Annotated in this window: 12 protein-coding genes; 2 read left to right on the top strand and 10 right to left on the bottom strand. The window is 70.2% G+C overall.

Translation table 11 applies throughout. The features are described 5' to 3' along the window. Positions 1-6: 6 nt before the first annotated feature. The 10 genes from AC07RM_RS10175 to AC07RM_RS10130 all read right to left on the bottom strand — a co-directional run bounded on the left by AC07RM_RS10175 (position 7) and on the right by AC07RM_RS10130 (position 10,264). Positions 7-906, bottom strand: coding sequence for a helix-turn-helix domain-containing protein (locus AC07RM_RS10175; protein WP_093343721.1), 900 nt, complete (start codon positions 904-906; stop codon positions 7-9). Between the two features lie 12 nt (positions 907-918). Beyond that, the gene (locus AC07RM_RS10170; RefSeq protein ID WP_057595313.1) at positions 919-1,620 is read right to left on the bottom strand and encodes an ABC transporter ATP-binding protein; all 702 of its coding nucleotides are present in this window, start codon (positions 1,618-1,620) and stop codon (positions 919-921) included. Between the two features lie 85 nt (positions 1,621-1,705). After that, the gene (locus AC07RM_RS10165; RefSeq protein ID WP_093343723.1) at positions 1,706-2,458 is read right to left on the bottom strand and encodes an ABC transporter ATP-binding protein; all 753 of its coding nucleotides are present in this window, start codon (positions 2,456-2,458) and stop codon (positions 1,706-1,708) included. 8 nt (positions 2,459-2,466) lie between these two features. Beyond that, the gene (locus tag AC07RM_RS10160; protein ID WP_495334373.1) at positions 2,467-3,459 is read right to left on the bottom strand and encodes a branched-chain amino acid ABC transporter permease; all 993 of its coding nucleotides are present in this window, start codon (positions 3,457-3,459) and stop codon (positions 2,467-2,469) included. Positions 3,460-3,485: 26 nt separating this feature from the next. Continuing rightward, on the bottom strand, positions 3,486-4,358 hold the full coding sequence (locus tag AC07RM_RS10155; RefSeq protein ID WP_093343724.1) for a branched-chain amino acid ABC transporter permease: 873 nt from the start codon (positions 4,356-4,358) through the stop codon (positions 3,486-3,488). A 148-nt stretch (positions 4,359-4,506) separates the two neighbouring features. Then, on the bottom strand, positions 4,507-5,682 hold the full coding sequence (locus AC07RM_RS10150; protein WP_495334372.1) for an ABC transporter substrate-binding protein: 1,176 nt from the start codon (positions 5,680-5,682) through the stop codon (positions 4,507-4,509). Then, positions 5,679-6,485, bottom strand: coding sequence for an alpha/beta fold hydrolase (locus AC07RM_RS10145; protein ID WP_495334371.1), 807 nt, complete (start codon positions 6,483-6,485; stop codon positions 5,679-5,681). The genes AC07RM_RS10150 and AC07RM_RS10145 overlap by 4 nt, the downstream gene beginning before the upstream one ends. Further along, positions 6,482-8,029, bottom strand: a complete 1,548-nt coding sequence (locus AC07RM_RS10140; protein WP_495334370.1) for a benzoate-CoA ligase family protein — start codon at positions 8,027-8,029, stop codon at positions 6,482-6,484. The genes AC07RM_RS10145 and AC07RM_RS10140 overlap by 4 nt, the downstream gene beginning before the upstream one ends. Before the next feature lie 59 nt (positions 8,030-8,088). Then, positions 8,089-9,639: a 3,4-dehydroadipyl-CoA semialdehyde dehydrogenase gene (locus tag AC07RM_RS10135; RefSeq protein ID WP_495334369.1), complete on the bottom strand. Its 1,551-nt coding sequence runs from the start codon at positions 9,637-9,639 to the stop codon at positions 8,089-8,091. Positions 9,640-9,763: 124 nt separating this feature from the next. Continuing rightward, on the bottom strand, positions 9,764-10,264 hold the full coding sequence (locus AC07RM_RS10130; RefSeq protein WP_495334368.1) for a DUF4863 family protein: 501 nt from the start codon (positions 10,262-10,264) through the stop codon (positions 9,764-9,766). 162 nt (positions 10,265-10,426) lie between these two features. Here AC07RM_RS10130 and AC07RM_RS10125 point away from each other — a divergent pair, with 162 nt between their 5' ends. Then, entirely contained in the window at positions 10,427-11,362 is a 936-nt protein-coding gene (locus AC07RM_RS10125) for a helix-turn-helix transcriptional regulator (protein ID WP_495334367.1), read from the top strand. A 190-nt stretch (positions 11,363-11,552) separates the two neighbouring features. Then, the gene (gene boxC, locus AC07RM_RS10120) at positions 11,553-13,229 is read left to right on the top strand and encodes a 2,3-epoxybenzoyl-CoA dihydrolase (protein WP_495334366.1); all 1,677 of its coding nucleotides are present in this window, start codon (positions 11,553-11,555) and stop codon (positions 13,227-13,229) included. Positions 13,230-13,238 lie beyond the last annotated feature (9 nt).

Genomic DNA, 13,238 nt, shown 5'->3' with positions numbered 1-13,238 from the left:
ATTCCCTCAACCGGCCCTCGGACTTACCCGCGATGCACGCGTGCGCGCGGGCGTGCTGCCCACGAGCTGGCGGAACACCTGCGTGAAATGCGCCTGGCTCGAGAAGCCCACCGCGTGCGCGATCTCGGCCAGCGCGAGCGGGCCGTCGAGCAGCGCGAGTGCCTGCCGCACGCGCTGCTCCATCACGTAGCGATAGGGCGTGGCGCCGGTGCTGGCGCGGAACAGCCGCGTGAAGTGCACCGCGCTCATCTGCAGCTCGGCCGCGAGCGTGTCGATGCCGAAGTCCTCGGCCAGGTGCGCCATCACCCAGTCGTAGACGCGGCGCAGGTCGGCCTGCGAGAGCCGGCCGCGCGGTCGCTGCGTGCTGCGCGCGCAACCGTAGCGGCCCTGCAGGTAGCTCGCGAGCGCCATCGACAGTCCCTGCGCATGCAGCCGGCCCGAGCTGCAGCCGCGCTCGATCTCGTCGCGCATGGCGGTGGCCAGCAGCTGCAAGGTGGCGTCGGTGGTCGACAGCTGGGTCTGCAGGTGCAGCTCGCCGTCGCTCTCGGGCATGAGGCTGCGCAGCGCCTCGGGGCGGATCTCGATCGCAATCATCTCCTCGAGGCAGCCGGTCCAGCTCGCGCGGTCGACCTCGTAGCCCCGCTCGAAGATGCTCATGCTGCCCGCGCGCGTCTCGATGCGGTGCGAACGCCGGCCCTGCGTCATGACGCCGCTCAGATGGCCGCGCACGCACAGCCCGATCAGCGGATGCGGGTTGTAGCAGGCCGGGTTCTCGCCGTCGCCGATCATCGCGCGCACCTCGAAGGCGAAGCCCTGCCATGGCGTGGCGCCCGCGTTCAGCAGCAGCCGGCCGTCCATGCGCAACGGCTTGCCCGTGGTGTCGAGCAGGCTGATCTCGCGCGTCATGGCGGTGGGCCCTCAGACCCCGAGCAGCGCCTCCAGCGCCTGAGGCTGCGCGAGCAGTGCGCCCGAGGCGCCCTGGCGCACGATCTGGCCCTTCTCCATCACCACCGCGAGCTCGGTGTGGGCCAGCACCTTGCGGTAGTCGCGGTCCACGATCAGGGTGGCGATGCCGGTCTGGCGGATCTGCTCGATCACGCGCCAGATCTCGGCCACGATCAGCGGCGCCAGGCCTTCGGTCGCTTCGTCGAGGATCAGCAGGCGCGGGTTGGTCATCAGCGCGCGGCCGATCGACAGCATCTGCTGCTCGCCGCCCGAGAGCTGCTGGCCGCCGTGCGACAGCCGCTCGGCCAGCCGCGGGAAGGTGGCCATCACGCGCTCGAAGGTCCAGGCGCGCTGGCCGTCGATGCCCGCGCGCTCGCTCATCACGAGGTTCTCGCGCACCGAGAGGTTGGGGAAGATGCCGCGGCCCTCGGGCACGTAGCCGATGCCCAGGCGCGCCATCTTCTCGGGCGGCAGGCCCGTGACCGTGCGGCCGTCGACCTGCACCTCGCCCGAGGCGGGGCGCACGTAGCCCATGATCGTGCGGATCAGCGTGGTCTTGCCCATGCCGTTGCGCCCCAGCAGCCCGACCGAGGTCGCGGCCGGGATCTCGGCATGCACGCCGCGCAGGATGTGGCTGTTGCCGTAGTAGGTGTTGAGGTCCTTGACGTTGAGCATCAGAGGCCTCCCGCCGGGCCGCCCCAAGGCAGGCCTGCGCCCCCCCGGGGGGCAGCGATGACACGAAGTGCAGAGCGTGGGGGCATCAGTGTTCCTCTCCCAGGTAGGCGGTGCGGACTTCGGGGTTCTCGCGGATCGCGTCGGGGCTGCCGGTGGCGATCACCGTGCCGTTGACCATCACCGTGATGCGGTCGGCCACGCGGAACACCGCGTCCATGTCGTGCTCCACCAGCAGGATGGCGTGCGTGGCCTTGAGCTGCGCGAGCAGGTTCAGCATGCGGTCGGTCTCCTCCGCGCCCATGCCGGCCAGCGGCTCGTCAAGCAGCAGCACGCGCGGATGCGTGGCCAAGCACATCGCCACCTCGAGCTGGCGCTGCGCGCCGTGGCTCAGCGTGCCGGCAATGCGGTGCGCCTCGGCGGCGAGGCCCGCGGCTTCGAGCGCCGCATCGGCCGAGGCCGAGCTCGCGGCGCAGCCGCGCGACGGCTGCCAGATCGCCCAGGGCCGCGGCGTGGCCGCCTGCGCCGCGAGGCGGCAGTTCTCGTGCACGCTGAACTCCGGGAAGATGGTGGTGCGCTGGTAGCTGCGGCCCACGCCCGCGAGCGCGCGGCGGAACTGCGCGCGCGTCGTGATGTCCTCGCCGTCGAGACGGATGCGGCCGGCCGAGGCCTCGATCTCGCCCGAGAGCATGTTGATCAGGGTCGACTTGCCCGCGCCGTTGGTGCCGATCACCGCATGCACCTCGCCCACGTGCAGGTCGAGCGTGACCGCGTTGACCGCGACCAGGCCGCCGAAGCGGCGCGTGAGGCCCTCGACCGACAGCAGCACTGAATCGTTCATGCGTGCGTTCATGCCCCGCTCCTCGGCGACAGCCGCTGCACCAGCCCGATCAGGCCCTTGGGCAGCAGCGCCACGAACACGATGATGGTCAGCCCCAGCGTGAGCTGCCAGTGGTCGGCCAGCGGCCCGAGCAGCGCGTGGGTCGAGAAGATCTCCTTGAGCAGCGTGAAGGCGATGGCGCCGATCACCGCGCCGCGCAGGTGGCCCAGGCCGCCGAGGATCACCATCAGCAGCACCTCGCCCGAGTTGTGCCAGGCCATCAGCTCGGGGTTGACCACGCCGTCGCGCGAGGCCAGCAGGAAGCCCGCGAGGCCGGCCAGCGCGCCGGCCAGCACGAAGGCCGCGAGCTTGTAGGCGTAGGTGGGGAAGCCCGCCGCGCGCATGCGCTGTTCGTTGACGCGGATGCCCGCGAGCGCCGCGCCGAAGCGCGAGCGGCGCAGCAGCGCGAGCAGCGCGTAGGTGAACACCAGCGCCGCCAGCACCACGTAGAACAGCACCGTGCGGTTCTCGAGGTCGAGCGCGCCGAGGGCCGGGCGCACGTAGAGGTAGATGCCGTCGCTGCCGCCGCCGACCTTGGTGTCATGGAACACGAAGAAGGCCATCTGCGCGAAGGCCAGCGTCACCATGATGAAGTAGACGCCGCGCGTGCGCAGGCTCAGCGCGCCGACGAACAGGGCATAGAGCCCGGCCGCGCCCATGGCCGCGGGCAGCAGCAGCGCGAAGTTGCCGCCCTCGGCGCCCGAGGCCAGCACCGTGACGTAGGCGCCAATGCCGTAGAAGGCCGCGTGGCCCAGGCTCACGAGGCCGGTCATGCCGACCAGCAGCTCGAGGCTCAGCGCGAAGATCGACAGGATCATCACCTTGACGATGAAGTCCGAGGCGTAGTTGCCCAGCAGCGGGCCGGCGATGCCGATGGCCAGCGCGCAGGCCAGCGGCAGCGCCGCGCCGCCGAACGAGCCGGCGTCCCGGGCGGGTGAAGAAGAGGGCGTGGAGGCAATCATGCGCGTGGAGGTCCTGGGGATCGAACTCATGGACGCCGTCCCATCAGCCCCTCGGGCTTCCAGATCAGCACGATCGCCATCAGCAGGTAGATGCCGATGCCGCTCAAGTCGGCGAAGAACACCTTGCCGAAGGTGTCGACGAAGCCCACCAGCAGCGAGGCGACGAGCGCGCCGGTGATCGAGCCGATGCCGCCGATCACCACCAGCACGAAGCAGATGATCAGCACGCTCGCGCCCATGTTCGGATAGACCGAGGACATCGGCGCGGCGATCATGCCGGCCAGCGCCGCGAGCGCCACGCCGGCGGCGAAGACGATGCGGTAGAGCCGCTTCACGTCGATGCCCAGGCCGCGCACCATGTCGCGGTTGCTCGCGCCGGCGCGGATCATCATGCCCAGGCGCGTGCGGTTGACCACCCAGTACAGCGCCAGCGCCAGCACGATGCAGGCGGCCGAGGCGAACAGGCGGTACCAGGGATAGCTCATCACGCTGCCCAGCGCGAAGCTGCCGTCGAGCCAGGCCGGCACCTTCACGCCGTGCACGTCGTTGCCCACCAGGATCGAGCGCAGTTCCTCGAACACCAGGATCAGGCCGTAGGTCATGAGCACCTGCTGCAGGTGGTCGCGCTGGTAGAGGTAGCTGAAGAAGGCCCACTCGAGCAGGTAGCCGAAGATGGCGGCGAGCACCACGCCGGCGACCAGCATCAGCAGGAACTGGTCGCCGAACAGCGGCGCCAGCGAGAACGCCATGTAGGCGCCGATCATGTAGAAGCTGCCGTGCGCGAGGTTGATCACGCCCATGATCCCGAAGATCAGCGTCAGGCCCGAGGCCACGAGAAAGAGCAGCAGTCCGTACTGAACCGAGTTCAGGCACTGGACGAGGAAGGTGCCGAAGTCCACGTTAGGTCATCCGGGTTGGGCTGGAGAAGCAGGCGCGAAGCGCCGCGATGTTCGGGAGACACCGCGGATCCGGCTTGGCCGGTCCGCGGGTGTCGCCCCCTCGAGGGGGGCGTCGAGCTGCACGAAGCGAGCGAGGGACGGAGGTGGGTTACATGCGGCAGCCGCGCGCGGGATCGGCCAGACCCTTGATCGCCGTGCTCACCAGCTTGTTCTCCTTGCCCTCCACCTTGCGCAGATAGATGTCCTGCACCGGGTTGTGCGACTTGCTGACCGTGAACGCGCCGCGCGGGCTGTCGATCTTGGCCTTCTCGACCGCGGCCGCGAAGTCGGCCTTCTTCGTGATGTCGCCCTTGGTGGCGGCGAGGCCCACGCCCAGCATCTGCGCGGCGTCGTAGCCTTGCACCGCGTACACGTCGGGCTGCAGCTTGAAGGTCTTGGCGTAGGCGGTGCGGAAGGCGGTGTCGCGTGGCGTGTTCAGGCCGTCGGCGTAGTGCAGCGTGGTGAGCATGCCCTGCGCAGATTCGCCCTGCGCCTCGAGCGTGCCGTCGGTCAGGAAGCCCGGGCCGTACAGCGGGATGGTCTTGTTCAGGCCCGCGGCCTGGTAGTCCTTGACGAACTTGACCGCGCCGCCGCCCGCGAAGAAGGCATAGACCGCATCGGGCTTGGCCGCCGCGATCTCGGTCAGCAGGGCCTGGAACTCCACGTTCGGGAACGGCAGCGTGAGCTGCTTGTCGACCTTGCCGCCGGCCTTCTCGAAGCCTTCCTTGAAGCCGTTGACCGACTCCTCGCCGGCCGCGTACTTCCAGGTGATGGTCATGACCTTCTTCTTGCCCTGCTGCTTTGCCGCCACCTCGCCCATGGCGTAGGCCGGCTGCCAGTTGCTGAACGAGCTGCGGAAGATGTTGGGCGCGCACATCGGGCCGGTCACGGCGTCGGCGCCGGCATTGGGCACGATCAGCACGGTGCCGCTTTCCTTGGCGGCCTTGGCCATGGCCATCGCCACGCCCGAGTGCACGGTGCCCACGATCACGTCGACGTTGTCGCGCTTGATGAGCTTGTTGACGTTGTCGGTGGCCTTGGCGGGATCGGACTCGTCGTCGACCTTGAAGTACTCGATCTCGCGGCCCGCGAGCTTGCCGCCCTGCTCGTCGACGTAGAGCTTGAAGCCGTTCTCGATCGCCACGCCGAGCGCGGTGAAGGTGCCGCTGTAGGGCAGCATCAGGCCGACCTTGAGCTTGCCCGTGCCCTGGGCCGAGGCGGCCGTGCACAGCGCGGCGAAGGACAGCGCGGTCAGCGCGAGGCGGGTGGTGTGGCGAATGGTCATGAACTCTGTCTCCTGTTTTTGGTGATGAACGAAGTGGCCGCGACGATGACACGATCCGGCTGATCGCGATGCGGGGAATGCCCGCATTCGGGGATCTCGAGCAGCTCGCAGCCGGGCACGCGCGCGGCGATGCCGCGGATCTGCGCGAGGCTGCCGTACTCGTCGCCGAGGCCCTGCACGGCGAGCACGGGGCAGCGGATCGCGTCGAGCTCGGCCTCGATGTTCCAGTCGCGGAACGGCGGATGCAGCCAGATGCGGTTCCAGCCCCAGAAGGCCGAGTCGGCGCTGTCGTGGTAGCGGCCGAGCTTCTGCGGCAGGTCGGTGCCGAGGTAGGCGGTGCGCGCGAGCTCGATGTTCGCCACCGTCACGTCTTCCACGAAGATGTGCGGCGCCAGCACGACCAGGCCCGCGACGCGCTCGGGGAAACGCGCGGCGTAGAGCAGCGAGATCGAGCCGCCGTCGCTGTGGCCGAACAGCCAGGGCTGCTCGCCGTCGAGCGCGAGCGCGCTGAACAGCGCGGGCAGCACCTCGTGCGCCTGGCGGTGCATGAAGTCGACGTCCCAGATCTCGTCGTCGGCGCGCGGCGTCGAGCGGCCGTAGCCGGGGCGCGAGAACACCAGGCCGCGCACGCCGGCGGCTTCGCACAGGCGCCCGGGGAAGTCCTTCCACATCGCGACCGAGCCGAGGCCCTCGTGCAGGAACACGACGAGCGGCGCGTCGCCGCGCTCGGGCGCGATCCACTGGCACTCGATGCGCACCGCGCGGCCGCGCCAGTCGATGGTGGCAAAGTCGGGAAGGCTCATGCCTGCTTCTCGCGCTCGCGCAGCCGGAAGCGCTGGATCTTGCCGGTCGCCGTCTTCGGCAGCTCGGCCACGAACTCGAGGAAGCGCGGGTACTTGTAGGGCGCGAGGCGCTCCTTCACGAAGGCCTTGAGCTCGTCCTCGGTGGTGGTGCCGCCGTCCTTGAGCACCACGAAGGCCTTGGTCTTCGTGAGGCCCTCGCCGTCCTCCTTGCCGATCACGGCGGCCTCGAGCACGGCCGGGTGCTGCATCAGCGTGGCCTCGACCTCGAAGGGCGAGACGTAGATGCCGCTGACCTTGAGCATGTCGTCGCTGCGGCCCGCATAGGTGAAGTAGCCGTCGGCGTCGCGCGTGTACTTGTCGCCGCTCTTGGTCCAGCCGCCCTGGAAGGTCTCGCGCGACTTCTCGCGGTTGGTCCAGTACATCAGCGCCGAGCTCGGGCCGCGGATGTAGAGGTCGCCGACCTCGCCGTCGGGCACGGCGCGGCCGTCCTCGCCGCGCAGCTCGACCTCGTAGCCCTCGACCGGCTTGCCCGTGGTGCCGTAGCGCACGTCGTCGGGCCGGTTCGAGATGAAGATGTGCAGCATCTCGGTGGAGCCGATGCCATCGATGATGTCGCAACCGAAGTGCGTCTTGAAGCGCTGCGCGATCTCGCCGGGCAGCGCCTCGCCGGCCGACGAGCACATGCGCAGCGCCACCGCTTCGCGCGCCGGCAGCTTCGGCGAGGCGAGCATGCCCGCGAAGCCGGTGGGCGCGCCGAAGAAGACCGTGGGCTTGTGCTCGACCCAGCGGCGGAACGTTGCATCGGGCGTGGGGCGCTCGGCCATCAGCACCACGGTGGCGCCCACCGACAGCGGGAAGGTCAGCGCATTGCCCAGGCCGTAGGCGAAGTACATCTTGGCGGCCGAGAAGCAGACGTCGTTCTCGGTCAGGCCCAGCACCGGCTTGCCGTAGAGCTCGGCGGTCCACCAGAGGTTGGCCTGCGTGTGCACCGTGCCCTTGGGCTTGCCGGTGGAGCCCGAGGAGTAGAGCCAGAAGCCCGGATCGTCGGAGGCCGTGAGCGCGGGCGTGGCCAGGGGCTCGGCGGCGGCGAGCGCGGCCTCGAAGTCCCGCGCGCCCTCGGGCAGCGCGCCCACGGGTTGCGACACCAGCAGCGTGTGCAGCTCGTGGCCGCCGCGCGCCATCGCTTCCTGCAGCACCGGCAGCAGCGCGCCCGACACCAGCGCGGCCTGCGCGCGGCTGTGGTCGAGCATGTAGGCGTAGTCCTCGGGCGTGAGCAGCGTGTTGACGGCCACCGGCACGATGCCGGCGTAGAGGCAGCCGAGGAAGCTCACGGGCCAGTCGTTGCCGTCGAGCATCAGCAGCAGCACGCGTTCCTCGCGGCGCAGGCCCGCGGCCCTGAGCGCTGCGGCGAGGCGGCGCGCGCGGTCCTCGAGCTGGCCGTAGCTCAGCGTGCCGCGGTCGTCGACGTAGGCGGTGCGCGCGGCGCGCTCGCGGTTGAGCGCGAACAGGTGCTCGGCGAAGTTGAAGCGGGGTGGCAGGCTCATCGTGTGTCTCCTTGGGGCCTCTGTGGGGGCGCTGCGTCGGTATCTAGATAGAGGGGCGGCTACAGCCCCAGGGCGGCGAGCACGCCGTTGCCCGCCTGCACCGCGCTGCGGCGGTGGTAGAAGTCCAGCGCGCGCAGGCCGCCGAGTTCGGCGCCGCCGCCCGCGCGGCCCGGGCCGCCGTGCAGCGACATCGGCATCACGTTGCCGTGGCCGGTCTGGGCCTGCGCCACCTCGGGCGTGATCACGTGCACGCGGCCATGGCTGGCCGCGAGTTCGACCGCCGCCTGCGCAAGCGCCGTCTCGTCGGCGCCGTAGAGCGAGGTCACGAGCGAGCCCTGGCCGCGGTGGGCGAGCGCGAAGGCATGGGCCGTGTCGCGGTAGGGCAGCAGCGTGGCGACCGGGCCGAAGACCTCGATGTCGTGCACCTGCTGCGCCGCGTCGGCATCGCGCGCGCCCAGCAGCACCGGGCCGATGCAGGCGGCCACGGCGGGGTCGGCGTCGACCAGCGGGCGGTCGCGGCCATCGTGCAGCACCTGGGTCTGCGCGGCGAGCGCATCGAGGCCCTCGCACACCGCGGCCAGCTGCGCGCGGCTCACCAGCGAGCCCATGCGCACGCCCTCGTTGCGCGGGTTGCCCACGCTCACGCCCGCGAGCTTGGCGCCGATCGCCTCGGCGGCGGCGTCGTAGAGCTCGGCCGGCACGAGGATGCGGCGGATCGCGGTGCACTTCTGGCCCGCCTTCACCGTCATCTCGCGCACCACTTCGCGCACCAGCAGGTTGAAGGCTTCGCTGCCGGGCGCGGCACCGGGCAGCAGCAGCGCGCTGTTGAGGCTGTCGGCCTCGATGTTCACGCGCACCGAGCGCCGCGCCACGGCGTCGTGCGAGCGGATCAGCGCGGCGGTGTCGGCCGAGCCGGTGAACGAGACCACGTCGAAGGGCTGGAGCTGGTCCATCAGGCCGGCCGAGCTGCCGCAGATCACCGACAGCGCGCCCGCGGGCAGCACGCCCGCGTCGACCACGTCCTTGACCATGCGCTGCGTGAGCCAGGCGGTGGCGGTGGCCGGCTTCACGATCACCGGCACGCCCGAGAGCAGCGCGGGCGCGGCCTTCTCCCACAGGCCCCACGAGGGGAAGTTGAAGGCGTTGATGAACAGCGCCACGCCATGCGTGGGTACCTGAAGGTGCTGCGACTGGAACAGCGGCTCCTTGCCGAGCCTGGCGGCCTCGCCGTCGCGCAGTGCGCGCACGTCGCCGAGCGCGTCGCCCCATTTCGCATACTGGCCCAGCGTGAAGATCGCGCCGTCGATGTCGACGGCCGAGTCGTTCTTCACCGTGCCCGAGTTCGCGGTCGCGATCTCGTAATAGGCATCGCGGTTCGCCTGCAGCACCTTGACGATGGCGGCCAGCAAGCCGGCGCGCTGGCGGTAGGTGAGGGCGCGCAGGGCGTGGCCGCCCTGTTCGCGGGCGAACGAGAAGGCCCCGGGCAGGTCGAGCCCGGTGGCGTCGACGCGCACGAGCTCGGTGCCGAGCACCGGGTCGAAGAGGGGCGTGCCGGCGCCCGAGCCGCTTTGCCAGCGGCCGGCGACGTGATTGGGAAGAAGCTCGGTCATTCGATGGGCTCTCGATGTGTGCAGATTCGGGGAACACCGCGGAACCGGCTTTGCCGGGCCGCTGGTGTTGCCCCCGGCGAGGGGGTTGGCGGCCACACGAAGTGGGCAAGCCTGGGGGAGTGCCTCATACCGTGAACTTGATCTGCCCTTCGGGCAGGAGGTAGAGAACGAGCGCGCGGCCTTGCGCGACGGTCGGGCGGTGCGCGCTGCCGGGGCCGTAGACGCACCAGCCCGCGGGCCGTCCGTCGAAGCTGGCGGCGGGGCTGTCGTCCAGCGGCATGATCAGGTCGATCTCGCCCTGGGGATGGGTGTGGTGCGGGCCGGCGATGTCCTGCATGTCGACCACGTCGACCGAGAAGCGGTGCAGCGCGTCCTCGGCCTTGAAGACGCGGCCGTACCTGATGCCGCCACCTTCGCGCTCGCAGAGCCAGCCTTCGGCCACGCCCTGGCGGCAGGCGGCGCCGAGCCGCGCGAAGGTGGGGCTGCCGGCGCCGTGGTTCGCGTTGAGCCAGCGGTCGAGCTCGGCGTCGAGCGGCCGGCCGGCGATCTCGGCGGTCAGGCCGGCGATCAGTTGGTGGAAGGCTTCCTTGCCGCCGGGGCTGGCGGACTGGCTGCTGTCGGACATCGTGGGCCTCGAACTTTGGTATTGCCTTGCAGGAATGCTGCACGTGCAGTATCTTGCGTGTGGCCGAACAATAAGCATCGAGACAACCAGTGTCAAGCAATATAGTGCATCTATGGTGTTTACCCTGAGCGCGCACAATGCCGGCGAAACAAGAGGAATGGCATGAATGAGCATGTAGACGCGGTGCTGGCCACCGCGCCGGAAGGCGTCGCCCCCGCCGCGCCCGGGGAGGTGAAGAACCCGCTGCTGGTCGCGCTCGGCGAGCGCGTGCGCAACCTGCGCGCGCAGCGCGGGCTCACGCGCAAGGCGGTGGCGATCGCGGCCGAGGTGTCGGAGCGCCATCTCGCCAACCTCGAGTACGGCATCGGCAACGCCTCGATCCTGGTGCTGCAGCAGGTGGCGGGCGCGCTGCACTGCTCGCTGGCCGAACTGGTCGGCGACGTGACCACCAGCTCGCCCGAGTGGCTGCTGATCCGCGAGCTGCTCGAGCACCGCAGCGAGGCCGACCTGCGCCGGGTGCGCGTGGCGCTCGGCGAACTGCTGGGCACGGCCTCGGTCGACCCGGCGCGGCACCGGCGCATCGCGCTCGTGGGCCTGCGCGGCGCGGGCAAGTCCACCCTGGGCCAGATGCTGGCCGACGACCTCGAGGTGCCCTTCGTCGAGCTGAGCCGCGAGATCGAGAAGCTCGCCGGCTGCAGCGTGCGCGAGATCCACGACCTCTACGGCACCAACGCCTACCGCCGCTACGAGCGCCGCGCGCTCGAGGAGGCGATCCAGATCTACAGCGAGGTGGTGATCGCCACGCCCGGCGGCATCGTCTCCGACCCCGCCACCTTCAACGAGCTGCTCGCGCACTGCACCACCGTCTGGCTGCAGGCCGCGCCCGAGGAGCACATGGGCCGCGTGGCCGCCCAGGGCGACACCCGCCCGATGGCCGCCAGCCGCGAGGCCATGGACGACCTGCGCCGCATCCTCAACGGCCGCGCCGCCTTCTATTCGAAGGCCGATCTCACGGTCGACACCAGCCGCCAGACCCTGCCGCAGAGCTTCCAGAATCTGCGCGCCGCGGCCCGCCAGGCCATGGGCCTGAAGGCCTGACCCGGCCGGCGCCGCCGCGCGCCGGCCCGGGCTTCGGTCACGTTCTCGAAAAAAACCGCATCAGGCATTGACGTGCCCGTAAACATGCAGCATGATGCATGTCATCGCCGCAGGAAAGTGCATTATTATTCGTGCATCGACCTTGTCCCGCGGCCTTTCAAGCCCACGGAAGACCCAGGAGACCCCCGCCATGACCGACACCACCGCATCCACCGCCGCCCCGCGCGTCGACTACCGCATCGAGCCTTCCCAGTACCGCCACTGGTCGATCGGCTTCGACGGCGAGATCGCGCGCCTCACGCTCGACATCGCCGAGGACGGCGGCATCCGCCCCGGCTACAAGCTCAAGCTCAACAGCTACGACCTCGGCGTCGACATCGAGCTCAACGACGCGCTCAACCGCATCCGCTTCGAGCACCCCGAGGTGCGCAGCGTGATCGTGACCAGCGGCAAGGACCGCATCTTCTGTTCGGGCGCCAACATCTTCATGCTCGGCGTCTCGAGCCACGCCTGGAAGGTGAACTTCTGCAAGTTCACCAACGAGACCCGCAACGGCATGGAAGACTCGTCGAAGCACTCGGGCCTGAAGTTCCTCGCGGCCGTGAACGGCGCCTGCGCCGGCGGCGGCTACGAACTGGCGCTGGCCTGCGACGAGATCCTGCTGGTCGACGACCGCTCCTCCTCCGTCTCGCTGCCCGAAGTGCCGCTGCTCGGCGTGCTGCCCGGCACCGGCGGCCTGACCCGCGTGACCGACAAGCGCCACGTGCGCCACGACCTGGCCGACATCTTCTGCACCAGCGTCGAAGGCGTGCGCGGCCAGCGTGCCGTCGAATGGCGCCTGGTCGACGCGGTCGCCAAGCCCGCGCAGTTCGCCGCCGCCGTGCAGGAACGCGCCTCGCAGCTCGCGGCCGGCAGCGACCGCCCCGCCGGCGCCAAGGGCGTGGCCCTCACGCGCCTCGAGCGCACCGACAGCGCCGACGGCATTGCCTACTCGCACGTCAACGTGCAGATCGACCGCAGCAAGCGCACCGCGGCGATCACCGTGAAGGCGCCGAGCGGCGCGCAGCCGGCCGACATCGCCGCCATCGAAGCCGCGGGCGCCGCCTGGTGGCCGCTGGCCGTGTGCCGCGAACTCGACGACGCGATCCTCAACCTGCGTACCAACGAACTCGACATCGGCACCTGGCTGCTGAAGACCGAGGGCGACGCCCAGGCCGTGCTGGCCTCGGACGCCGTGATGCTCGCGAACAAGGACCACTGGCTGGTGCGCGAAACCATCGGTGCGCTGCGCCGCACGCTGGCGCGCTTCGACGTCTCCTCGCGCAGCTTGTTCGCGCTGGTCGAGGCCGGTTCCTGCTTCGCCGGCACGCTGGCCGAGCTGGCCTTCGCGGCCGACCGCACCTACATGCTCGCGCTGCCCGACGACGCCGAGCGCGCGCCCAGGCTGGTGCTCAACGAATTCAACTTCGGCTTCTTCCCGATGGTCAACGACCAGAGCCGCCTGCAGCGCCGCTTCTACGAAGAGGCCGCGCCGCTCGAGGCCGCGCGCGGCGCCGCCGGCAAGCCGCTCGATGCCGACGAGGCCCTCCAGCTCGGCCTGGTCACCGCCGCGCCCGACGACATCGACTGGGACGACGAGATCCGCATCGCGATCGAGGAACGTGCCGCCATGTCGCCCGATTCGCTGACCGGCCTTGAGGCCAACCTGCGCTTCGCGAGCAAGGAGAACATGATCACGCGCGTGTTCGGCCGCCTCTCGGCCTGGCAGAACTGGATCTTCAACCGCCCCAACGCCGTCGGCGAGAAGGGCGCGCTCAAGGTCTACGGCACCGGCGAGAAGGCCGGCTTCGATCTCAACCGCGTCTGAACCTGCAGC

The sequence above is a fragment of the Variovorax sp. GW821-FHT09B05 genome (assembly GCF_059418265.1).
Note: the sequence above shows the minus strand (reverse complement) of the source record. Positions and strands in the feature narration are given on the sequence as shown.

Bases quoted from the DNA above. Each gene is read 5' to 3' on its own strand.
- AC07RM_RS10175 (WP_093343721.1), bottom strand. From the start codon at position 906: ATGACGCGCGAGATCAGCCTGCTCGACACCACGGGCAAGCCGTTGCGC.
- AC07RM_RS10170 (WP_057595313.1), bottom strand. From the start codon at position 1,620: ATGCTCAACGTCAAGGACCTCAACACCTACTACGGCAACAGCCACATC.
- AC07RM_RS10165 (WP_093343723.1), bottom strand. From the start codon at position 2,458: ATGAACGATTCAGTGCTGCTGTCGGTCGAGGGCCTCACGCGCCGCTTC.
- AC07RM_RS10160 (WP_495334373.1), bottom strand. From the start codon at position 3,459: ATGATTGCCTCCACGCCCTCTTCTTCACCCGCCCGGGACGCCGGCTCG.
- AC07RM_RS10150 (WP_495334372.1), bottom strand. From the start codon at position 5,682: ATGACCATTCGCCACACCACCCGCCTCGCGCTGACCGCGCTGTCCTTC.
- AC07RM_RS10145 (WP_495334371.1), bottom strand. From the start codon at position 6,485: ATGAGCCTTCCCGACTTTGCCACCATCGACTGGCGCGGCCGCGCGGTG.
- AC07RM_RS10140 (WP_495334370.1), bottom strand. From the start codon at position 8,029: ATGAGCCTGCCACCCCGCTTCAACTTCGCCGAGCACCTGTTCGCGCTC.
- AC07RM_RS10135 (WP_495334369.1), bottom strand. From the start codon at position 9,639: ATGACCGAGCTTCTTCCCAATCACGTCGCCGGCCGCTGGCAAAGCGGC.
- AC07RM_RS10130 (WP_495334368.1), bottom strand. From the start codon at position 10,264: ATGTCCGACAGCAGCCAGTCCGCCAGCCCCGGCGGCAAGGAAGCCTTC.
- AC07RM_RS10125 (WP_495334367.1), top strand. From the start codon at position 10,427: ATGAATGAGCATGTAGACGCGGTGCTGGCCACCGCGCCGGAAGGCGTC.
- boxC (WP_495334366.1), top strand. From the start codon at position 11,553: ATGACCGACACCACCGCATCCACCGCCGCCCCGCGCGTCGACTACCGC.